Consider the following 21301-nt stretch of genomic DNA (forward strand, 5'->3'; position numbering starts at 1 on the left):
TGACCGTGCGGCGTGGCGTCTATTTCCTGGCCAACGACACCGTCTACGAGCAGGCGGTCGCCTTTCTCAGCAGCTTCCGCCGGTTCAACCCCACGATCCCGCTGCGCCTCGTGCCGTTCGCCGACAACGTGGAGCGGGTCGCCGCGCTCGCCTCGCGATTCTCGTTCGACGTATGGCAGCGGCCCGAATTGTTGCGCGAGTGCGACGACATCAGCAAGCGCTTCCACGGCGAAGTGGCCGGGCAATATCGCAAGCTGGCCATGTGGTCGGGGGAGTTCGACGAGTTCGTCTACATCGACTGTGACACCGTCGTGCTGCACTCGATCGACCTGGTGTTCCCGCACCTGGCGAACTTCGACTTCATCGTGTCGAACTCCAACGTGCCCGACGCCCGGCGGTGGGTGTGGCGGGACTCCATCCTGCGGGCCCGGGCGCTCAGCCCGCGGCAGATCAGCTTCGCGGCCAACACCGGGTTCGTCGGCTCCAAGAGGGGGCTGCTGGACATGGACACGGTGCGGGCGAAGCTGGACCGCGCGCTCGCGCTCGCGCCGCACATGGAGCTGCTCTGCCGCGAACAGCCTTTGCTGAACTACCTCATCGTGACGTCGGGGCGGCCGCACACCAGCCTGCTCGCGATGATGGTCGTCTCCGGCGACATGTCCATCCCGCTCGAGCGGTGGGGCGGCGCGGACATCGGCGTCGTGCGGGACGGGCAGGTCGTCACGCCGGAAGGGGGCTCGCCGACGCTGCTCGTGCACTGGGCCGGGGAGTTCCAGAAGGTGCGCTCGGAGAGCGGCCGGATTCCGCATCACGAGCTGTGGTCGTACTACCGCGACCTCGTACCGCAGGCGTAGACGACCGCAACGCAGAGACCGGGACGCAGAGGCCCGCAACGGACTGGAGGCACCAGAGTGTCGGTCAGTGTCGTGATACCCACCACCCTCGAACGGCCGCACGTGCGCGAGTGCGTCGAGGCGGCCCTGGCCTCGGCCGCGCTGCTCGGCCCCGACACCGAGGTGCTGCTCGTCGCCAACCGCGTGCCGCCCGGCGCGACCTACGACGGGCCCACCGACCCCCGGCTGCGGGTCCTGCGCTCCGACCCGCCCGGCGTGTCCCGCGCCCGCAACGCCGGGGTGGCGGCGGCCAGGCACGACACCATCCTGTTCGTCGACGACGACCTCGTGGTGCCGCTGCCCTGGTGCACGCAGATGTACCAGGCGCTGCACAGCGGCAGCACGGCCGTGGGCGGCCCGGTCCGCCTGCGGGTCGTCGGCCCGATCACCGCGTTCATGAACCACCAGCGGTTCTACGACGCGGCCCCGATGGACGGACAGATGGGCGGCCTGCTGGTCACGGCGAACGCCGGCTACCGCCGCGACCTCGCCCCGCCCGGCCCCCCGTTCGACACGGAGCATCACCCGCACGCCGGGGAGGACACCGACCTGGCCCTGCGGCTGCGCGCGGCCGGCGGGCGCATCGGCTGGCTCGCCACCACGTCCATGCCGGTGCACTACGTGGAGGAGAACGTCCCCGCCCTGGTCGTGCGCGCCCTGCGCGACGGCCGCAGCAGCGCGCACATCTACGCCCGGCACGGGCTGCGCGCGCCCGTGCAGTGCCTGCCCTCGCCCTGGCGCGTGTACTGCGCGTCCCTGGCCGGCCGGCCCGACTACTACCGCCTCTACGGCGAGATCGACGCGCTGCCGGTCCGGGCCCTCTTCGCGACGATGTCGCTGGTGCTCATCAACTGCCTGCACGCCGCCTATCTGCACGAGACCGGGCAGATCTTCGATCACCCGCTGGTGTCCGTGGACGAGGACGCGCTCGTCGCGGAGCTGAGCAGGGCCCTGTCGTGCGCCATCGACGCCGCGTCCGGCGTCGCGCCCGAGGTCTGGGGCCGGCTGCCGATGTGCCTGTCGCCCGAGCGGGTCCGCCCGGCGCTGGAGGGCCTCGTGCCGGTCGCCGGGATCGCCGCCATCTTCAACCGGCACGCGCCCCGCGGGACCACCCCGACGCGCCACCTCTTCAACCACCTGAACCGGGGCGACGGCGCCTGGATCAACCGGACCATGAACGAGCGGGACCGGGCGGCCGAGGTCTGGCGACGCCTGCTGCCCCGCATTGACGAGGCGACCCTCGACACCCTGGAGACCGAGGCCCGCCGGTCCGGGCTCACCCTGAGCGACGTCTGCGGCTACCTCGACCGCCCCGAGGTTCGGGCCCCGGACCCGGTCAGGCCGGCAGTGGCCGGTCCTCGCGCAGAGCGTCGTAGAAGGGCTTGACCTTTTCCGTGTCGGCCAGGACGACGGACTCGTCGCCGATCATGCCGGTGCCCTTCGTCGGGCTGGTGTAGGCGGTCACGTCGTCGCCGCGGATGTTGCGCAGCTCCATGGCCATGTCGAACATGTTCAGCGTGTCGTCGACCGTGGCCGCGTCGGCGGTGGCGCGCAGGAAGTCGTTGAGCTTGCCCGGGCTGCTCAAGGTGCCGCCCGATGCCGCCTTGTTCAGCACGGCCTTGATGACCTGCTGCTGGTGGCGGATCCGGGCGAAGTCGCCGTCCTGGAAGGCATAACGCTCGCGGGCGTAGTCCAGGGCGGTCGCGCCGTCCATGGTCTGCAGCCCCTTCTCGAAGTGGCGGGTGCCCGAGGGGTCCAGCGAGTGGGTCGAGGTGAAGCTCTCCGACACGTTGATGTCCACGCCGCCGAGGGCGTCGACGATCTCCTTGAAGCCGGAGAAGTCGACCATGACGACGTGGTCGATGCGGAGATTCGTGAACTTCTCGACGGTCTGCACGACGCCCGGCACGCCGCCCCACGCGAACGCGGCATTGATCTTGGCCTCCGTGTTGCCGTGCTGGCTGCCGGGCGCCTTCGGGACGTACACCCATGTGTCCCTGGGAATCGAGACCAGCTGGGCCTTGGCGTGGGCCTTGTCGATGTGCAGCACGATGATCGTGTCGCTACGGGAGCCGTCCGGAGTGTCCGGGTTGCGCGAGTCGCTGCCGAGCAGCAGGAAGTTCATCGCGTCCTTGGCCGCCTCGGCCTTCTGCGGGCGGTCGGCCGCGGGGACGCCGTCGAAGGCGTCGACCCGCTTGACGCCGGAGGCCACCGATTCGAGCCAGAGGGCGGTGCCGCCGACCGTCGCGACGATGAGGACGGCCAGCGCCGACAGGATGAACAGCGTGGTGCGTGCCTTGCGACCGAGCCGCTTCTTCGGGGCGGCGTGCGAGGGGACGGCATTGGCGGGCTCGGCGGTGCCGGGATCCGGGGAGCGCCGAGGGGCCGGGATCCGCTCGATCACCTCGGTGGGGTCATCGTCGGAGTGTCGCTCCTGCGTCGGCATGGCAGCGATGGTACTGATCCACGCCCCCCCACCACGGAACCCGCGAATCGACCGAGGGCCGTCTGTGGGCATTTGCGCAGTTCGCGGTCTGCTTGCGCCGGGGCTGACCCGGGAACGCCCGGGCACCGCTCCGTATTACGAATGTGGCTTGCGTTGATACCCTGCCGCACGTGAGCGAGCAGGGGAATCAGCCGACCCGGCCGGGCGAGCCGGTCGACGGCATCAGCCCGCACTCCCCGTGGGCGGTGCCGCCGACGGCGATGGCCGACGTGCAGCCGGTCTGGGATCAGGATCAGCCGACCGAGCCGATCGGGGCGCCGCAGCCTCCGGCCGTGTCCGCGCCGCCCGGGCCGCTGCCGCCGGCGCAGCAGTCATCGGCCTGGCCACCGCCGCCGCCCGGTCCGTTGTCACCATCGGGGCAGCCACTGCCCCCGCCCGGGGCCCAGGGGCCGCCGCACCAGCCGCCATATCAGCAGATGCCGCCCGGGCCGTACGGGGTACCCGCCCAGCCGCAGCCGCCCACGCAGCCGCTGCCGTCCGGACCGCCGCCGTCGTACGGGCCGCCGTCGTGGTACGGGCAGGCTCCGCCGCAGCCGTCGTACGCCGGGCCGCCGCCGGGAGTCTGGACCGAGTCACCGCCGGCCCCGGTGCCGCCGCTGCCGAGCTCGATCGCGCCGCACCCGGTGTCGGGAGCGCCGCAGCCCGTGTCGGGTTCGCCGCAGTCCGGCGGTCCGTACGGCCTGTCGCAGCCCGTGTCGAGCGTGCCGCAGTCCGTGTCCGGGGCGCCGCAGTCGGTCGGACCGCTCGGGCTGCCGCAGCCGTGGACGCCCGACCCCTCGGTGCCGCCGCTGCCCAAGCCCGGCGAGAGCGAACCCACAGGCTGGTTCGAGGCGGGCTCGGGCGGGCGCACGGTGCTGTGGACCGTCGTCACGGCCGTGGTCGTGGCGATGCTGGCCGGGGCCGGGGGCTACCTGATCGGCACCGGGGGCAGGCTGACGCGCGACGCCGGGGGAGCCGGACCGCAGGCTGGGGCGAGCGTGGCGCCCTCGGTGTCGAGCGCGCCGTCGCTGCACCCGTTCGAGGCCACCCAGGCCGAGAAGAACAGGGCCAAGTTCGACGGCAGCGCGCTCGACCTGGCCACGCCGTGGCTGACCGAGATGGGCGGATGTCAGACCAGCGCCGAGGCCGGAGGACCGAAGTTGTACAGCGGCGAGGCCAAGCGCGTCTCGTGCCGCTACGGCGGGGTGCTGCTGCAGTTCGTGTCCTACAAGACGATGACCGACCACGACGTGGCGCAGGCCAATGCGACGAAGGAGAACGCGACCTCGGCCGACATCGCGCCGGGCGTGGCTGCGGTCACGCAGAAGAACGGCGGGAGCGGCACGGCCGGGCAGTACATCGAGTTCGCCCGGAAGGGCGCCGACGCGAAGGCCGTCTGCGGCATCGCCTGGAGCCGCACCGGCGCGGACTCGGCGCTCTACATGGAGACGCTCTGCGACGACGTGCTGGGCGGCAACTGGGACGTGCTGCGCGACCTCTGGCAGCGCCACAGCTGACGTCCTCGCCAGACGCCCCGTGGCCACCACCGCGGGGCGTCCGCGGGCTACTTCTTGACCGGCAGCGGCTGGTCGTTGCGCAGCGCTTCGTAGAACGGCCCCACCGCGGCGTCGTCGGCGAAGACCACGCTCTCCGAGCCCACGTTGCCGGTGCCCTTCGTCGGGCTGGTGTAGAAGGACAGATCGTCGCCGCGCAGGTTGCGCAGCTCCATCGCCAGGTCGAGCATGTTCAGCGTCCCGTCGATGATCACCGCGTCGGCGGTCGCATGCAGGAATGCGTTGAGCCGGCTCGGGCTGGCCAGCGTTCCGCCGGAGGCCGCCTTGTTCAGGATCGCCTTGATGACCTGCTGCTGGTGCTGGATGCGGGCGAAGTCGCCGTCCTTGAACGCGTAGCGCTCGCGGGAGTAGTCCAGCGCCGCGGCGCCGTCCATGAGCTGCGGGCCTTTGTCGAAGTGCCGTCGGCCGTCCGGGTTGAGCGAGTGCGTCGAGGTGAACTCCTGCGGCACGTCGATGTCCACGCCGCCGAGGGCATCGACGATCTCCTTGAAGCCGGAGAAGTCGACGATCACCACGTGGTCCAGGCGGATGTTGGTGAACTTTTCCACCGTCTGCACGACGCCGGCCACGCCGCCCCACGCGTAGGCGGCGTTGATCTTCGCGTTGGTGTTGCCGTACTCCGCGTTCTTCGCCTTCGGCACATAGACCCACGTGTCGCGGGGGATGGACACCATCTGCGCCTTCGTGCGGTTCTTGTCCAGGTGCAGGATGATGATCGTGTCGCTGCGGGAACCGCCCTGATTGTCCGGGTCGCGCGAGTCGCTGCCCAGGAGCAGGAAGTTCATTGCGTCCTTGGCCTGCTCCGCCCTCTGGGGCCGCTCGTCCTTGGGCACGTCGGTGAACGCGTCGACCCGCTGCACGTCCGACGACACCGAGCGCAGCCACAGGCTCACGCCGAGCACCCCGCCGCCGATGAGCACGACGAGCACCAAGGCGATGATCAGCGTGACCCGCTTCCAGCGCTTCCGGGGCTTGCGCGGCGCCTCCGCCGGCGCTTCGGCGGGCGCGTCCAGGGGTGCGCCGACCGGCGGCGCGTCAACGGGGTCCGAGCCCGTGCGGGGCTCCGGAATGTGTGCTGCGGAGCGATCGGTGCGCGGTGCTCGCTTCGACATGGCGAGGATCGTACTGACGCGGAGTCACGGACCGCGACCGGTCCGAGCCGGATGAAAGCATCGATCCACGGCTAAATGCCCAGTGGGCGTCGCTGACGTCCTTATATTGGCACCAATTAAAATGTGATAGGGGTCTCAAGCCGCGACCCGGCCTGCTCCGGTGGGTGGTGAAGGACGTTCGTCCGGCCGTAGGATCCGACGGACGCCAGGATGCGGCGAAGCGGATTCGTCGATGCGGCAAGGGAAGCGATGAGGCTGGAATCGGGATATTCCGCGCCCGGCGGGGGCAGCGTATCGCGCACGGAAGGTGATGACGCGCGCCCGTCGGCGTCGATCCCCGCGCCCCGCGGGCCCGACTCCAACCCCGGGCCGGCCCACGACTACGCCCATGCCATCCTCGGCTCCACCGTGGTGCTGCCCTACGTGGGCACCGAGACCGCCCGTCGCACCGGCGCGCTGCGCGTGTGGATCCTCTCCGCCTCCGTCGACGTGCTGGTGTTCGCCCTGCTGGCGGCGCGGTTCCAGCAGCACTGGAAGGCCATCGTCGTCACGGCGGGCGTGACCGCGGCGCTCTTCGCGGCCGGTGGCCTTTACACCGCCCGGCGCCACCTGAGCCTGCTCGACGACGCCCCCACGCTCCTCGGGCGGATGCTCGTGGCCGGTGCGCTGGTGAGCATCGTCGTGGCGATCCGGCACTCCTCGGCCGACAACCTCGCGTCCTATCTGCGGGTCGTGGCCATTGCCGGGGGCCTGGTGCTGCTCGGGCGGGCCATCGTCTACGCCGGGGTGCGCCTGGCCCGGCGCCGGCGGTGGGTCGAGCGCAGCGCGATCATCCTCGGCGGCGGACCGGTGGCGCTGGAGCTGGCCCGGCTGCTGCGGCGCTACCCGCAGTACGGCCTCCGGTTTATCGGATTCGTGGACGTCGACGCGACGGGACACGAGGGCGGCGACAGCGCCCCGCTCGTCGGCCGCCTCGACGACCTCGAGGGGGTCGCCCGCCGCGCGGAGTGCGACGTGCTCATCATCGCCGACATCGACTGCGCCGAGGACCTGCTGCTGCCGATCGTTCGCGGCGCGGCGAGCACGCGGCTCGACGTGTGGATGGTGCCGAGGCTGCGCGAGTTCAGCACCCGCGCCGGCAGCCCGGACCACATCGGCGCCATCCCGGTCGTGCGGATGCACCGGCCGGTGCTGTCCGGGGTGCGGTGGTACGTCAAGCGCGGCTGCGACATCCTGCTGTCCGCGGCCGCCCTGCTGGTGCTGAGCCCGGTCCTGCTGCTGTGCGCGATCGCCGTGCGGATCGACGGTCCCGGGGTCTTCTTCCGCCAGCAGCGCATCGGGCGGTACGGGCGGGAATTCCAGCTGGTGAAGTTCCGCACCATGCGCCCGGCCGACGAGACGGAGTCGCGGACGCACTGGACGGTCGCGCACGATCCGCGGGTGCGCCCGGTGGGCCGGTTTCTGCGCCGCACCTCGCTCGACGAGCTGCCCCAGCTGTGGAACATCCTGCGCGGGGACATGACGATCGTCGGCCCGCGCCCCGAGCGGCCGTACTTCGTCGACCGCTTCACCGCCCAGCACCCGGACTACGCCATGCGCCACCGCGTGCCGGTCGGGCTCACCGGCCTGGCCCAGGTCAGCGGATTGCGCGGGGATACGCCGATCTCCGACCGGGCCCGGTTCGACAACTATTACATCGAGAATTGGTCGATCTGGCTGGACGTGAAGGTCATCCTGCGTACCGTCGCCGAGGTGTTCCGCGGCGGCGGACGCTGACATGCAGGCACCGCTGCTGCCCGGCCGGTCCGTCGCCCTCGTCCACGAGTGGTTCGGCGCGACCGGGGGATCCGAGAACGTCTTCGTCGCCATCAGCGAGCTGCTGCCGCAGGCCGAGGCGTTCGTCCTCTGGCGCGACGCGGACGCCCGGCGCGGGGACGGCTTCCGGGAGTCGTGGCTGGCCCGGACGCCGCTGCGCCACGTCAAGCCGCTGGCCCTGCCGGTCATGCCGCTGACCTGGCGCACCCTGACCCGCGAGGACTTCGATGTCGTCATCTCCTCCAGCCACGCCTTCGCGCACACGGTGAAGCTGTCCTCGGCCGGGCCGACGACCTACCTCAGTTACGTGCATTCGCCGGCTCGGTACGTCTGGAGCCCCGGCTTCGACGGCCGGGGCGCGGGCGGCCTGCTGTCGGTGCCCCGGCGCGCGCTGCAGAGGGCCGACGTGCGGCTCAGTCGGCACGTGTCCAGCTACGCGGCCAACTCCCGCGAGGTACGGGCGCGGGTGCGGCGATTCTGGAACCGCGATGCGCGCGTCATCAACCCGCCGGTCGACGTGGCGTACTTCGCCGCCGCCCCCGCGCACCAGCGGACCCAGACGCGGGAGTACCTGCTGGGGCTGGGCCGCTGGATTCCGTACAAGAACTTCGGCCTGATCATCGAGATCGCCGACGCCGCGCGGATGCCGCTGGTGATCGCCGGCGCGGGCCCGCAGGAGGTGGAGCTGCGGCGGCGGGCCGATCGCGCCGGGGTGCCGGTCACGTTCGAGGTCCGGCCGTCCCGGGAGCGGCTCCGGGAGCTGTACTGGGGTGCCCGCGCTCTGCTGTTCCCGGTCCACGAGGACTTCGGCATCGTCCCGGTCGAGGCGCAGGCGTGCGGCACCCCGGTGCTCGGCGCACGGCGCGGGGGGCTGTTGGAGACCGTGGTCTATGGCGAGACCGGCTTCCTGCTCGACTCGGACGATCCCGCCCGCTACGCGCAGGCCCTGCGCCGGCTGGATGAGCTCGATCGCGACCGGATCGCCGCCCACGCCTGGCGCTTCGACACCGACGTGTTCAAGGCGAACATCGCGTCCTGGGTGAGCGACGAGGTATGAGCCGGCCCGAGCCGATGCGGATCGTGCACGTCAGCCACACCTCGAAGGCGGGCGGCGCCGAGCTGGCCCTGGCCCGGCTCCTGGCGTCCGGCCCTGCGTGGCGGGCGGTGGTGTGCGCGGCGCCCGGCGGTGCGGTCTTCGCCGGGCCGGCCGCGCACGGGATCGCGGTACACCTGGACCTGCCGGTCCTGCCCGGCGGCGGGACCCGGGGCCGCAATCTCGGCCTCGCCGCCCGGTATCTCGCCGCGCTGCGCTCGGCCGCCCGGGCCCTGCGCGCGAGCCCGGCGCTGCGGGGAGCGGACCTGCTGCACGCGAACTCGGCCGCGGCCGCCATCATTTGCGCCCTGGCCGACCGGGGCCGGCAGCGGCCGCTCGTGGTCCACCTGCGGGACCTGGTCGAGGTGGAGAGCCTCGGCCGCTTCGGCTTCGAGGCATTCACCCGAATCGCGCTGCCGCGGGCCGATGCCGTCATCGCCAACTCGCGGACCACCCTCCGCTCGGCCGAGCCATACCTCGGCGCGGATGTCCCGCGGGCCGTGCTGCAGAGCCCGAGCGGTCTCGTACCGCGGGCCGCCGCGCCGGACGTCGCCGACCGGGTGCGCTCGGTCGGGCTGGTCGCGCGGCTGCAGCGGTGGAAGGGCCAGCACGTGTTCCTCGAGGCCTTCGCCCACGCGTTCGCCGGCAGCGAGGTGCGGGCCCGTCTGGCCGGCTCCGCGCTGTTCGGGCCGGACGCCTACGAGGGCGAGCTGCGCGAGCTCGCGGCCCGCCTCGGGATCGCCGGGCAGGTCGACTTCCTCGGCCATGTGAACGACGTCACGGGCCTCGTCGACTCCCTCGATGTGCTGGTGCACGCATCGACCCGGCCTGAGCCGCTGGGCCAGTCGGTGCTGCAGGGCCTGGCCCGGGCCCGGCCGGTCGTGGCGACCGAGGGCGGCGGGCCCGGCGAGTGGATCGAGCCCGGCGTCAACGGGCTGCTGGTGCCGCCGGACGACGCCGGGGCGCTGGCCGCCGCACTGCGCTCGCTCGCCGGCTCGCGCGACCTGCGCGTCCGGCTGGCCGAGGGCGCGGCGCGGACCCCGGGGCTGCTCGGCGACGAAGCGTGCGCGGAAGCTCACGCGGCGTTCTTCGGTACCGTACGCAACGTCCGGGACCACGGCGAGAGGCGGCAGGCGGGGTGACCGAGCGGGGGCTCCCGTTGCGCGTGGCGTACGTGCTGCTGCGGGAGCCGGGCTACAGCGAGACCTTCATCCGGTCGGAGATCGCCGCAGTGCGGGCCGCCGGGGCCGAGGTCGCCGTCTTCCATGCCCGCGGCCCGCAGCGCAGCCCGCGGGCCGAGGCGGCCGACGTGCTGCGGACCCTCGCTCGCCACCCGGTCCGGCTGTCCCGGCAGGTCGGCCTGCTCGGCGCCTCCTACGGCGCGCGGGCGCTGCTGGCCGGCGCCTACGCGAACACGCTGACCGGGCCGGTCCGGGCCTTCGCCCCGGACGTGGTGCACACCCATTTCGTCAACCTGCCCACCGCCGTGGCCGTGCTGGTGGCCGACCGCCTCGGCGTGCCGGCGACCGCGTTCGCCCACGCCGCCGACTTCCTGCTCGACGACGCCCCGGCCGCACTGGACCGGCGGGTGTCGGCGCTGGCCCACCTCTTCGTCGTCTCCGCGGCGGCGCAGCGGCAGCTGCGGGCCAAGGGTGTCGGACTGTCCCGCGTCCCGCACAGCATCGTCCGCGCGGCCTTCGACGGGACGATCGGTGACGGGGCTACCGGCACCGACGAGGTGCCGAGGCCGCAGACCGGGGCCCTGCGCGTGATCACCATCGCCCGGCTGATCGAGAAGAAAGGCATCGACACGGCCCTCGCCGCGGTGGAGCGGCTCGCCGCGGCCGGGCACCCGGTGCGCTACGACCTCTACGGCGACGGACCGCAGGCCGAGGGGCTGCGCCGGACCGTCGCGGCCAGCCCGGCGCTGTCGGCCGCGGTGACCCTGCACGGGGCTACGCCCCACGCCGGGGCGATGCGGGCGCTGGCCGCCGCCGACCTCGCCGTGCTGCCCTGCCGCCCGGCCGCGAACGGCGACGTCGACGGCATCCCCGTCTTCCTGATGGAGGCGGCCCGGTGCGGGGTGCCGGTCGTGACCACCTCGGTGTCCGGCATTCCGGAGCTGGTCGACGCCGGCTCCGGCTGGCTGGTGCCGCCCGGCGACGCGGTCGCGCTGGCCGCCGCGATCGCGGGCGCGGCCGCCGAGCCGGCGGAGGCCCGGCGGCGCGCGGCCGCGCTGCGGGAACGGATCCGGGCCGAATTCGCCCCCGGCCTGCAGGCGGCGCGGCTGCTCGGCGTCTGGCGGGCCCTGGGCGCGCACGGGGCCCCATGAGCCTCACGGTCGTGTCGACGTATTTCCCGCTGCCCCCGGACCGCGGCGACCCGGTGCGGGTGCTCATGATGCTGCGCGCGCTGGCCCGCCGCGGCCCCTACCGGCTGCTCGTGGTGCGGCGGCCCGCCACCACCCCGGCTGAGGTCGCCGAGCTGCGCGCGCTGCTGCCCGGGGTGCGGGTGGAGGACTTTCCGGCCACGCCGTACCGGCTCGGGCGGCTCGGACCGCTCGGCCGCTTCTCCGAGGCCGCGCTGGCCGGCCTACCGCCGTGGGTGCGCACCCGGTACAGCCATGAGCTGCACGAGCGGCTGCGGGGCAGTACCGGTGCGGCCATCGGCATCGGCGAGGCGGCCGGGGCGTACTTCCGTGGCACGACGCTGCGCTGGCACTGGGACAAGGCGAACGTCCTCGCGGCCAGCACGCTGCAGGACATCGCGGAGGCGCCGGGGCCGGCCCAACGGCTCCGGGCGCGACACCTCGCCCGCGTCTCCCGCCGGTTCGAGGCCGGGGCGCTCGCGCTCGCCGCCCGCGTGTCGGTGACCAGCGAGGCCGAGGCGGAGCGGCTGGCCCGCCACCACGGCCGGCGCGCGGACATCATCCTGCCCAGCTGCGTGCCCCTCCCCGACGCCTACGCCCCGCGGCCGGAGCCGGGGCGGCTGATCTGGCTGGGCAGCTTCGCCTTCCGGCCCAACCTGCTGGGCCTGCGCCGGTTCCTCGGCGAGGGCTGGGCGGTGGCGCGGCGGGCGGGGTACACCCTCAGCCTGATCGGCTCCGGTCTGACCGATGCGGTCCGCGTAGAGCTGGCCCGGCACGACGGCGTCGAGGTGCTGGGCTATGTGCAGGATCTGCGGCCGGTGCTCGCGACCGCGCGGGCTGCGGTGGTGCCGGTGTGGAGCGGGGCCGGGGTCAAGCTCAAGACGCTGACGCTGCTGGCCCACGCGGTGCCGGTCTTCAGCACTGCGGCCGGCGCGGAGGGCGTGCCGGCGACCGCGGCGGTGCGCCTCGCTGAGACGCCCGCCGGCCTGGCCGAGGCGCTCGTCGCCAGCACGGAGGCGGACCTCGACCGGATGGCGCCTGCGGCGGTACGGCTCGTGCGTGAGCGGTTCTCCGAGGAGTCCTTCGCCGAGCGGCTCCTGGCAGGCCTGCACAGCGTCGGCGGGACCGGCTGATGTCGACGCGCAAGCTGGCCGCCGCGTCGCTGGCCAACCTGCTCATCCCGGTCAGCGGACTGCTGGTCAGCCCGTTCCTGTCCCGCGAGCTGGGCCCGGACAACCGCGGTCTCTACGCGGCGCTGACGCTGCCGATCGTGGTGTACGGCTGGCTCGGCACCCTCGGCCTGCAGGACTCGCTGAGCTTTCACGTGCGCGGTGGCATTCTCGGGCGGCGGTCCGCGGCCCGGGTGAGCCTCTTCGCCGCGGTGCCGCTGGGCCTGCTCGGCATCGCGGTGCTGGGTGTCCTGGGCCGGTTCGTCTTCGCCGATGATGCACGGCATTTCCGTTTGTACCTCATCCTCGTGCTCCTGGCCCCGCTGCACGTGCTGTCCAACCTGCTCATCGGCGCGCTCACCGGCGCCTCGGACATCCGCGGGGTCAACCTCGTGAAGGTCTTGCCGGCCCTCGCGCGGGCCGGACTGGTCATCGCCGCCTGTCTGGCGTTCGACCTCGACACGTTCTGGGCCGCCGGGCTGTTCCTGGTCTCCGCCGTGCTGGGGGTCGGGGCCGGGCTGCGCCGCCTGCGCGTGCGGCCGGGCCCCGAGGAGACGCCGGAGCCGGTGGTGCCGCGCCGGACGCTGGTCACCTACGCCCTGGCCTGCCTGCCGGGCGCGCTGGCGGCGGTCTCGAGCGCGCGGCTCGACCAGATCGTCGGGTTGCCGGTCATCGGCGCGCGCCAGCTCGGGTACTACGCCGTCGCGGTCAGCGTCGCGGAGATCCCGATGGTGATCGCCACCGCGGCCCGGACCGTCCTGCTGGGCAAGCCGGCCGGCGACGATCCGCGCCGCGTCGCCCAGCCCGCCCGTCTGGCCCTGGCCGCCGCCGTGCTCGCCTGCGGGTTTCTCGCGGCGTTCGCGGCGTTCGCGGTGCCGCTCGTCTTCGGCCGGGCGTTCGCCCCGGCCGTCACGCCGACCGTGATCCTGTGCCTGGCGACGGTGCTGTACACCGCCATGACCCTCTTCACCGCGGTGCTGCTCGCCGCGGGGCGGGCCGGCTGGTCCTCGATCGCCCTGGTCGCGGGCTCGGCCGGCGGCGTGGCGCTGCTGTTCGCGCTGGCGCCGCACGGTGCGGCCGGCGCTGCCCTGGCCAGCCTGGCCGGCTACGCGATCTCGGTCGTGGTCGCGGCGGTGGCGGTGCGCCGGACGGGCGCGGCGTCCTCGCTGCGGATGCTCACCGTGCCGTACCGCGAGGACATCGGCATACTTCAGGATCAGCTGAGGCGGCGCGGCGCCCGGATCGGAAGGCAGCCCGTTGCATGAGGAGTGCGCATGATCCAGGACGGTCCTGACCGGCGGCCGGCGCCACCGGTCGTCTCCCGCCGGGCCGCGCTCGCCGGCGGGGCCCTCGCCGCGGCCGCGAGCGCCGCGGCGGCCGGCGCCGTGGTCCGCCACGACAACGCCTCGCCGGCCCCGGCCCGGACCACCGAGGCGGCGTTCAACGTGCGCGACTTCGGGGCGGCCGGGGACGGCCGGGCCGACGACACGGCGAAGGTGCAGGCGGCCATCGACGCGGCCCGGGCGACGGGCGGCATCGTGCAGTTCCCGCCGGGCACGTTCCTGACCCGCAAGCTGACCCTGTACTCCCGCATTCACCTGCGCGGTTCCGGCGGCGACGCGACGGTGCTCAAGCTCTGGCCGGGAGCCGGCTCGGCGATCCTCGAGTCGGACGGCTTCGATCGGCTCACGGGCGGCAACACCGACGGCGGGACGACGCTGTTCAGCGTGCGCGACCTGACCCTCGACGGGAACAAGGCGAAGAACCCCGGCGGCGGCTACGGCCTGCGCCTCTACGGCTACGGCTACGAGCTCAGCGACATCATCGTGTTCAACTGCCGCAACGACGGCATCTTCACCGAGTGGGGCACCTCGAGCGCGCTGCCGGCTCCGTCGCACCAGATGGAGGCCCGCCTGTCCGGCATCCGCTCGCACGACAACGACGGGCACGGCGTCAACTTCAACGGCCCCCACGACTCGATGTTCCTCAACTGCCTGACCTTCCAGAACGGTGGCACCGGCTTCCGGATCACCGGCAACAGCGCCGGCACCCTGATGGTGAACTGCCACGCCTGGGGCATCGACCAGGACATCTCCTTCGACCTGGCGGCCGGGCACATCAGCTGCATGAACTGCTACGCCGACCTCAACGGCGGCGTGGGCGTGCGGATCTCGCGCAATGGGGTGCGCTGGATCGGCGGCATGGTCCTGGGCTACAACTTCGCCGGCCCCGGCACGGAGATCGGGGTCCAGTTCGTGGCCGGTCCGCGGGCCGGGGAGCCGACCGGCGGCATCGTCGACACCAAGATCGTGAACTGCGGCACGGCAGCCGTCGACTTCGCCGGCGACCAGGGCGCGTCGAACATCCGCGCGAGCCTGTCCCAGCCGGGCGTTCGGGACAAGGACGGCCGCCTGAGGCCCAACAGCGGCCTCGGGTGGATCGGCACCCCGAACGTGAGCTCGCAGATCGAGCTCACCAACGGCCTGGGCAACACCACGAAGAACCTCGTGGTGCGGCCGGCGTTCGACCTGCGGGCCCAGGCGACCCCGCCGCCCCCGGACCCCGGGGCCGTGCGCGTCTTCGCGCGGACCGAGGGCGGCAAGACCCAGCTGTGCGCGCTGTTCCCGGGTGGAGCGGTGCAGGTGATGGCGACCGAGCCGTGAGCGGTCCGGTGCGGGTGTGGGCCCGGGTCGCGGCCGTCGTCGCCCTCGGCGTCCTGGTCGCGGTGTGGTCACCGAACTATGCCGTCATGCTCGCGGCCGCCGTCGCGCTGCCGATCGTCGCCGGGCGCCACGCGCCGGCCGTCGTCGTGTTCCTGGCCGTCACGGCCCGCGAGGCCCCGGACGGCCGTGGTTTCGCCGCCGTCACCAGGCTGGGCGCGCAGATCTACTACGAGGGCAAGGTCCCGGCGATCGACCTGCTGGCCCTCTCGGCGATCGCCGTCGCCCTGGTGCGCCTGCGCCGTCGCGGGGACCGGCCCGTCGTGCGCCGGGTGGCCTGGGTGCTGCTCGGCATCCTGGCCGCGCTCGCCGTCCTCGCCTTCGCACTGGGGATCGTGTACGGCCAGTCGGCCTTCTCGGCCGCCAACCAGAACAGCCGCAACTTCGTCGCCGTGGCGCTCGGAGTCGCCATCGGCCTGCTGATCGTCGCGTTCCCGGAGGAGATCCGGGCAGTGCAGGTGGCCGCGGTGACCGGCCTGGGCGTGCTCGTGCTGGCCGCCGCCTACGCGGTGGCGACCGGGCAGGCCGCCGATGATCGCGTGAGCCGGTACTTCACCTACTACGACTCCGCGCTGCCCGCCGTGGCGATAGCGGTCTTCGGCGCGCTCCTGGTCGCCCGCTCGCGCCTGACCCGGCTCGCCGGGCTGGCCATGGGGCTGTCGGTCACCCTGGTGCTGATCGGCTTCCGGGTCACCATCTGGCTGGCCGCCGCCGTGGTGCTGGTCCTCGTGGTGGTGCTCAGCCGGGAGTGGACGGCCGTGGCGCGGCGCGCGGCCATCAGCGCGCTGGCGCTCGGGCTCGGCATCCTGATCCTGCCCGGCATGCGCTCGGACATCACCGAGCGCCTCGTCGGCGCCTCATCCGTGGCCCCGTCCGTGGCGCCCACGCCCTCCACCAAGAACAGGCCCGCCACCACAGCCCCGGCGAGCCCCGCCCGGCCGTCCGCCGGGCCGCCCCGAACCGCGAGCGCCCCCCCGGCCCTGAAAAGCCCGGTCTCGAGCGCCTTGCCGGCCCCCAAAAGCCCGATCTCGAGCGCCTCCCCGGCCCGCAAGAGCCCGGTCCCGGTCGCGAGCCCTAGCCGGAAGCCGCCGCCGAAGGCCGGGGGCCAGGACGTCGCCGCCGAGTCCAGCCAGGGGCACCTCGAGGACATCCGGGTCGCCTGGTCCGCCGTGCGGAAGAACTTCTGGACCGGCATCGGCCCCCAGCACCCGCAGCTGCCCGGCCTGGCCTCGGACAGGACCACCGTGCTGTACGTCCACAACGAGTGGCTGCAGGACTGGCTGCGCTTCGGGCCGGGCGCGGTCCTGCTCGTGACCGCGTTCCTGCTCGTGGTCGCGTGGCTGTCGGTGCGGACCCTGGCCGGGCGGAGCGCCCCCGCGCTGCACCGGGCGGCCGCGGTCTTCGGGCTCATCACCCCGATCACCCTGCTGGCCTTCCCCTACTTCTCCGACTCGGCCCAGTGGCCCCTGCTGCTCGGCATCGCCGCCGGCATCCTGGCCGCCGCCCAGACGCCGGCCGCCCAGACACCCGCATCCGGGGATTCCCGTGCCGGCGAACCCAGCGGCGCCCCGTAGCCGGACGCGCCGCGAGATGCTCGTCTGCCTGGCGATGCTCGTCGCGGTCGGCTGCCCGCTCGCCGTGCCCCGGGCCGGCGGCCCCGGGGACCGCCTGGCCGGGCCGGGGCGCTCGCTGGCCTGGGTCGCCGACGGGGCCGCCCCGGTGCGCAGCTGGGCTGTCGGGACCGCCGAGTTCACGTTCGTGCGCGCCGGGCGCACGCTGCGGACCCAGGTGCTGTATCCGGCCGGCGGGCCGGGCGACGGAGCGCCGAAGGCCGGTGCGCCGGTCGCGCCCGGGCGTTTCCCGCTGGTGCTGTGGAGCCACGGCCTGCACGCCGTGCCCGAGGGCTACGAGCCGTTCACGGCGAAGCTTGCCGCCGCGGGGTTCGTGGTGGCCGCCCCGGCGTACCCGTTCACCAACGGCCGGGCCGCCCGGTTCGACGCCGGCGACATGCCGAACCAGCCGGCCGACGCCGCGTTCGTGATCAGCCGGATCCTCGACCCCGGCACCCCGTTGGCCGGGCACCTCGACGCGGGCCGGGTCGGCGCGGCCGGGCACTCCGCGGGCGGGTACACGACCGCGGGGCTGCTGTCCGGCCCGGACCGCGACGCGCGCCTGCGGGCCGGGATCATCGTGGCCGGCGGGGACGTGGTGGCGGGGGAGAGCCTGCCCGGCCCGTTCAGCGGCGCGGCGACCCCGGTGCTGTTCGTGCACGGGGACCGGGACGACACCGTGCCGTACGCCAACGGACGCCGGCTCTACGAGAGCTGCGCGTGGCCCAAGGGCTTCGTCACGGTGTCCGGCGGCGACCACAACGCCGCGCTGCTCAGTCCCGGCCCGGCCGGGGACGCGGTCGACCGCACGATGCTCGACTTCCTGCGCTACGCGCTCTACGACGACGCGGCCGCCCGCAGGCGGCTCCGGCCGGACGCCACGGCCCCGAGCACCGTGCAGTATGACGGCACCCTGTGAGCGCAGGCGGCGGCTAGACTCGCCCCGGCGCCGATCTGATGCGGGACGGGAGTGGGCCGGGATGGCTGTCGAACAGGCACACAACGCCGATCCCGCCGCCGATCCCGCCGTTGAACCCGCCGCCGAAGCCGTCGTCGAACGGGTCCGTCCGGCGCACGGGCGTCTCTATGCCCTGGACCTGCTGCGGTTCCTCGCCGCGCTGGCCGTCGTCGGCTTCCACGTCCTGGTCGACTTCGGCAGCCGCGGGCACTGGGGGCGGCCGTCCGAGCAGGTCTTCGGGCACACCGTGCACCACGTGTTCGAGTACGGCTGGCTCGGCGTCGAATGCTTCTTCGTGATCAGCGGCTTCGTCATCTGCATGAGCGCGTGGGGCCGGGGCGTCTCGGACTTCGCCGTCTCGCGGGTCACCCGGCTCATGCCGGTCTACGTGTTCGCGGTGCTGCTCACCTCGGTCGCGCTGATGGCGTTCCCGCTGCGCGACGGGCGTCCGCGCATCTCCGACGTGCTGGTCAACACCACGATGCTGCAGCAGTTCTTCGGCATCCGCGACATCGACTTCCCGTACTGGACGCTCGCCGTCGAGCTGCGCTTCTACCTGCTCTTCGCGGTGCTGGTGTACTTCGGCCTGACCTACCGCCGGGTCGTGCTGTTCTGCGCGCTGTGGATGGCGGCCGCGCTTTACGGGCAGTACACGGGATTCCCGCCGGTGGCCAAGACCGTGTCGGCGGAGTATGCGCCGTACTTCGTCGCCGGCATCCTGCTCTATCTGATCCACCGCTTCGGCGCGAACCTGCTCCTGCTCGGCGGCCTCGCGGTGACGATCGTCGCCTCGGTGCCCGGGCTGATCAAGCGGGTCGCGTTCTTCCACGACGCCAGGTACGCCGTCACCTTCAACGAGGCGTTCCTCGTCATGGTGGCCTTCTTCGCGGTGATGCTGGCGATCGCGCTGGGCTGGTCCTCGTGGCTGCGGTGGCGCGGCCTGGCCGTCGTCGGCGCGCTGACGTATCCGCTGTACCTGCTGCACATGCAGCTGGGCCGGATCGTGGTCGAGCGACTGCACACCCGGGTCTCGCCCTGGCTGCTCGCCGGCGGGCTCGCGCTGGCCTGCATCGTGTTCGCGCTGCTGGTCAACCGCCTCTACGAGCGGCCCGCGGCCCGGTTCGTGCGGTCCCGGCTGCGGGAGAGCTTCGCCCAGATCCGTGCGGCCGACCGGTAGGGGCCGCCCGCACCGGGACGGCCCCGCCGGGGTCAGGACAGCGTGCAGCTCACCGCGGGAATGGCGTTCGTGGCGTTGTTCCACGAGGCCAGGAAGCCGAACGAGGCCGAGGTGCCAGGAGCCAGACCGCCGTTGTACGTCACGTTGCGCGCCGTCACCGCCGCGCCGGACTGTGCCACGGTGGCGTTCCAGGCCTGGCTGACCACCTGGCCGTTGGCGTAGGTGAACGTGGCGGTCCAGCCGGTCGACGCCGTCGTGGAGGTGTTCGTCACCGCCACCTCGCCCTGGAAGTTACCGCCCCAGGACGAGACGATCCTGTACGTCGCCGAGCACCTGCCGCCTCCGGAAGTGGGGGATGCTGAGGCCGAGCGCGAGGGGGACGGGGAGGCCGAGGCCGAGCGGGACGCAGACGGGGACTGGGTGGTGCCGCCGAGGACGCGGGCCAGCACCGGGTACCAGGCGTCCGACATCTTCTGGAAGCCGGCGTCGTTCGGGTGCACGCCGTCGCCCGTGTCGGCCACCGCGTCGAAGCCCGTCCACAGGTCGGCCAGCACGATCGGCGACTGGGCCGTGGTCAGGCCCGCGGCCCACGACGGCAGTGCGTTGTTCAGGGCGACCACGTCGGCCGGGCAGGTGGCGCAGGCCGCGGCGCTCATCGGGATGATCTGCGCCACGATGATCTTGATCGCCGGGTTGTTCGCGCGCATCTGGCCGACCAGCTTCGTGAACGCCGTCAGCTTCGTGGCCAGGGGGATGTAGCCGCCCCACATGTCGTTCGTGCCCAGGTGCACGAGGACGATGTCGGGGTTGGCCGCGGCCAGCCACGGCGGGAGCTGGTTGTTGTCGGCGATGCCCGTCGCCGAGTAGCCGCCGTGGCCCTCGTGGTCGAAGTCGTAGGCGTAGCCGGGGTTGCAGCCGCCGCCGTCGGAGACGCCGCCCACGAAGTCGATGTTCGTGTAGCCGCTGGTCTGCAGGCGGTGCCAGAGCTTGGCGCGCCAGCAGCCGGGGCCGGCGGTGATCGAGTCGCCGAGCGGCATGATGCGCACGGGGGCCGCGGCCGTCGGGGCGGCCCCGGCGGGCGGGACGAGCATGAGCCCGGCCGCGGCCAGGGCGGCGGCGATCAGGGCAGGAAGGAAGGATCTGCGCAGCACGGGGAGCACTCCTCACGGAGAAGACAGGCGGGGGTTCATCGGCCGGCTCCCACGGCAACGCGCGCCGATGTTACCCCAACAGGCGCCGGTGCCCGGTGGGCGAGATGGAAGACTGGCGCCATGAGCGACACCACCCTGCGCGTCGGGCTGATCGGCTACGGCCTGGCCGGCTCCGCGTTCCACGCGCCGTTGATCAGCACCACCCCCGGGCTCGGCCTGGCCGCGATCGTCACCTCGGACCCGGGCCGGCAGCGCGGCGCGGCGCAGCGGTACCCCGACGCCCGCATCGTCGAGCGGGCCGAGGAGCTGTGGTCCGCGGGTGACCTCGACGCCGTCGTCGTCGCCTCGCCCAACCGCACCCACGCGCCGATGGCCCGCGCCGCGCTCGAGGCCGGGCTGTCCGTCGTCGTCGACAAGCCGCTCACCCCGACCGCGGCCGAGGCCGAGGAGCTCGCGGCGCTGGCCGCGAAGCAGGGCAAGCTGCTGACCGTGTACCAGAACCGGCGCTGGGACGGCGACTTCCGCACCGTGCGCCGGCTCGTCGCGGAGGGCCGGCTCGGCCGGGTCCTGCGCCTGGAGTCCCGCTTCGACCGGTGGCGGCCGGTGCCCAAGGGCGGCTGGCGCGAGAGCGGCGACCCGGCCGAGGCCGGCGGCCTGCTGTACGACCTCGGCAGCCACCTCGTCGACCAGGCGCTGCAGCTGCTCGGCCCCGCGACCGAGGTGTACGCGGAGGCACACACCCGCCGCGCCGGGCTCACCGTGGACGACGACACGTTCATCGCGCTGCGGCACGAGGGCGACGCGCGCTCGCACCTGTGGGCCACGACGCTCGCGGCCAAGTCCGGCCCGCGGCTGCGGGTGCTGGGCGATCGCGGGGCCTACACGAAGTACGGCCTCGACGTGCAGGAGGACGCGCTGCGCGCGGGCCGGCTGCCCACCGAGCCCGGCTGGGGCCAGGAGGGGCCGGAGGCGTTCGGCGTGCTCACCGACTACGACGGCGCCGACCACACGGTGGCGACCGAGCCGGGGGCGTACCAGGAGTTCTACGCCGGTTTCGCGGCCGCCCTGCGCGACGGCGCCCCGAGCCCGGTCGACGTGCACGACGCCATCGCCGCGCTGAAGGTGCTGGAGGCGGCCCGCCGCTCGGCCGACACCGGCGAGGTCGTCAAGCTCTGA

Annotated in this window: 17 protein-coding genes; 14 read left to right on the plus strand and 3 right to left on the minus strand. The window is 73.4% G+C overall.

What is annotated here, in order from left to right; translation table 11 throughout:
- Window positions 1-5: 5 nt before the first annotated feature.
- Both ACQP1P_RS04915 and ACQP1P_RS04920 read left to right on the plus strand, forming a co-directional pair.
- The gene (locus ACQP1P_RS04915; RefSeq protein WP_433083503.1) at window positions 6-854 is read left to right on the plus strand and encodes a hypothetical protein; all 849 of its coding nucleotides are present in this window, start codon (window positions 6-8) and stop codon (window positions 852-854) included.
- 57 nt (window positions 855-911) lie between these two features.
- On the plus strand, window positions 912-2279 hold the full coding sequence (locus tag ACQP1P_RS04920; protein WP_433083505.1) for a glycosyltransferase family 2 protein: 1368 nt from the start codon (window positions 912-914) through the stop codon (window positions 2277-2279).
- Here the strand turns inward: ACQP1P_RS04920 and ACQP1P_RS04925 are convergent.
- A complete protein-coding gene (locus ACQP1P_RS04925; protein ID WP_433083507.1) occupies window positions 2230-3339 on the minus strand; it encodes an LCP family protein in 1110 nt (369 codons plus the stop codon). The genes ACQP1P_RS04920 and ACQP1P_RS04925 overlap by 50 nt on opposite strands.
- A 170-nt stretch (window positions 3340-3509) precedes the next feature.
- Here ACQP1P_RS04925 and ACQP1P_RS04930 point away from each other — a divergent pair, with 170 nt between their 5' ends.
- Window positions 3510-4895 (plus strand): hypothetical protein, encoded by a 1386-nt coding sequence (locus ACQP1P_RS04930; RefSeq protein WP_433083509.1) that lies wholly within the window; start codon window positions 3510-3512, stop codon window positions 4893-4895.
- 47 nt (window positions 4896-4942) lie between these two features.
- On the opposite strand, the gene ACQP1P_RS04935 is transcribed toward ACQP1P_RS04930, so the two are convergent.
- A complete protein-coding gene (locus ACQP1P_RS04935; protein WP_433089845.1) occupies window positions 4943-5896 on the minus strand; it encodes an LCP family protein in 954 nt (317 codons plus the stop codon).
- Between the two features lie 636 nt (window positions 5897-6532).
- Between ACQP1P_RS04935 and ACQP1P_RS04940 the strand changes: the two genes are divergently transcribed.
- The 10 genes from ACQP1P_RS04940 to ACQP1P_RS04985 all read left to right on the plus strand — a co-directional run bounded on the left by ACQP1P_RS04940 (window position 6533) and on the right by ACQP1P_RS04985 (window position 18974).
- Entirely contained in the window at window positions 6533-7840 is a 1308-nt protein-coding gene (locus tag ACQP1P_RS04940) for a sugar transferase (RefSeq protein ID WP_433089847.1), read from the plus strand.
- 1 nt (window position 7841) lies between these two features.
- Window positions 7842-8936, plus strand: coding sequence for a glycosyltransferase (locus ACQP1P_RS04945; RefSeq protein ID WP_433083511.1), 1095 nt, complete (start codon window positions 7842-7844; stop codon window positions 8934-8936).
- Window positions 8933-10114 carry a glycosyltransferase gene (locus ACQP1P_RS04950; RefSeq protein WP_433083513.1) on the plus strand — a complete coding sequence of 394 codons (1182 nt, stop codon included), beginning with the start codon at window positions 8933-8935 and terminating at the stop codon, window positions 10112-10114. The genes ACQP1P_RS04945 and ACQP1P_RS04950 overlap by 4 nt, the downstream gene beginning before the upstream one ends.
- The gene (locus ACQP1P_RS04955; RefSeq protein ID WP_433083515.1) at window positions 10111-11304 is read left to right on the plus strand and encodes a glycosyltransferase; all 1194 of its coding nucleotides are present in this window, start codon (window positions 10111-10113) and stop codon (window positions 11302-11304) included. The genes ACQP1P_RS04950 and ACQP1P_RS04955 overlap by 4 nt, the downstream gene beginning before the upstream one ends.
- Entirely contained in the window at window positions 11301-12473 is a 1173-nt protein-coding gene (locus ACQP1P_RS04960; RefSeq protein WP_433083517.1) for a glycosyltransferase, read from the plus strand. Before ACQP1P_RS04955 ends, ACQP1P_RS04960 begins: the two co-directional genes overlap by 4 nt.
- Entirely contained in the window at window positions 12473-13774 is a 1302-nt protein-coding gene (locus tag ACQP1P_RS04965; RefSeq protein ID WP_433083518.1) for a polysaccharide biosynthesis C-terminal domain-containing protein, read from the plus strand. The genes ACQP1P_RS04960 and ACQP1P_RS04965 overlap by 1 nt, the downstream gene beginning before the upstream one ends.
- 9 nt (window positions 13775-13783) lie before the next feature.
- Window positions 13784-15172: a glycosyl hydrolase family 28-related protein gene (locus ACQP1P_RS04970; protein WP_433083520.1), complete on the plus strand. Its 1389-nt coding sequence runs from the start codon at window positions 13784-13786 to the stop codon at window positions 15170-15172.
- On the plus strand, window positions 15169-16803 hold the full coding sequence (locus ACQP1P_RS04975) for a hypothetical protein (protein ID WP_433083522.1): 1635 nt from the start codon (window positions 15169-15171) through the stop codon (window positions 16801-16803). The genes ACQP1P_RS04970 and ACQP1P_RS04975 overlap by 4 nt, the downstream gene beginning before the upstream one ends.
- 16 nt (window positions 16804-16819) lie before the next feature.
- Complete coding sequence (locus tag ACQP1P_RS04980) at window positions 16820-17758, plus strand: alpha/beta hydrolase family protein (protein ID WP_433083524.1); 939 nt, start codon at window positions 16820-16822, stop codon at window positions 17756-17758.
- Window positions 17759-17819: 61 nt separating this feature from the next.
- On the plus strand, window positions 17820-18974 hold the full coding sequence (locus ACQP1P_RS04985; RefSeq protein ID WP_433083526.1) for an acyltransferase family protein: 1155 nt from the start codon (window positions 17820-17822) through the stop codon (window positions 18972-18974).
- Between the two features lie 32 nt (window positions 18975-19006).
- On the opposite strand, the gene ACQP1P_RS04990 is transcribed toward ACQP1P_RS04985, so the two are convergent.
- Complete coding sequence (locus ACQP1P_RS04990) at window positions 19007-20125, minus strand: cellulose binding domain-containing protein (RefSeq protein ID WP_433083528.1); 1119 nt, start codon at window positions 20123-20125, stop codon at window positions 19007-19009.
- Window positions 20126-20245: 120 nt separating this feature from the next.
- Here ACQP1P_RS04990 and ACQP1P_RS04995 point away from each other — a divergent pair, with 120 nt between their 5' ends.
- Complete coding sequence (locus ACQP1P_RS04995) at window positions 20246-21301, plus strand: Gfo/Idh/MocA family oxidoreductase (protein ID WP_433083530.1); 1056 nt, start codon at window positions 20246-20248, stop codon at window positions 21299-21301.

It is taken from the genome of Dactylosporangium sp. CA-052675 (assembly GCF_050947935.1).
In the GTDB taxonomy this organism is placed as follows: domain Bacteria; phylum Actinomycetota; class Actinomycetes; order Mycobacteriales; family Micromonosporaceae; genus Dactylosporangium.

Excerpts from the sequence above, each read along its gene's own strand:
- ACQP1P_RS04925 (WP_433083507.1), bottom strand. The coding sequence starts at position 3,339 with ATGCCGACGCAGGAGCGACACTCCGACGATGACCCCACCGAGGTGATC.
- ACQP1P_RS04945 (WP_433083511.1), top strand. The coding sequence starts at position 7,842 with ATGCAGGCACCGCTGCTGCCCGGCCGGTCCGTCGCCCTCGTCCACGAG.
- ACQP1P_RS04950 (WP_433083513.1), top strand. The coding sequence starts at position 8,933 with ATGAGCCGGCCCGAGCCGATGCGGATCGTGCACGTCAGCCACACCTCG.
- ACQP1P_RS04960 (WP_433083517.1), top strand. The coding sequence starts at position 11,301 with ATGAGCCTCACGGTCGTGTCGACGTATTTCCCGCTGCCCCCGGACCGC.
- ACQP1P_RS04965 (WP_433083518.1), top strand. The coding sequence starts at position 12,473 with ATGTCGACGCGCAAGCTGGCCGCCGCGTCGCTGGCCAACCTGCTCATC.
- ACQP1P_RS04970 (WP_433083520.1), top strand. The coding sequence starts at position 13,784 with ATGATCCAGGACGGTCCTGACCGGCGGCCGGCGCCACCGGTCGTCTCC.
- ACQP1P_RS04980 (WP_433083524.1), top strand. The coding sequence starts at position 16,820 with ATGCTCGTCTGCCTGGCGATGCTCGTCGCGGTCGGCTGCCCGCTCGCC.
- ACQP1P_RS04985 (WP_433083526.1), top strand. The coding sequence starts at position 17,820 with ATGGCTGTCGAACAGGCACACAACGCCGATCCCGCCGCCGATCCCGCC.
- ACQP1P_RS04995 (WP_433083530.1), top strand. The coding sequence starts at position 20,246 with ATGAGCGACACCACCCTGCGCGTCGGGCTGATCGGCTACGGCCTGGCC.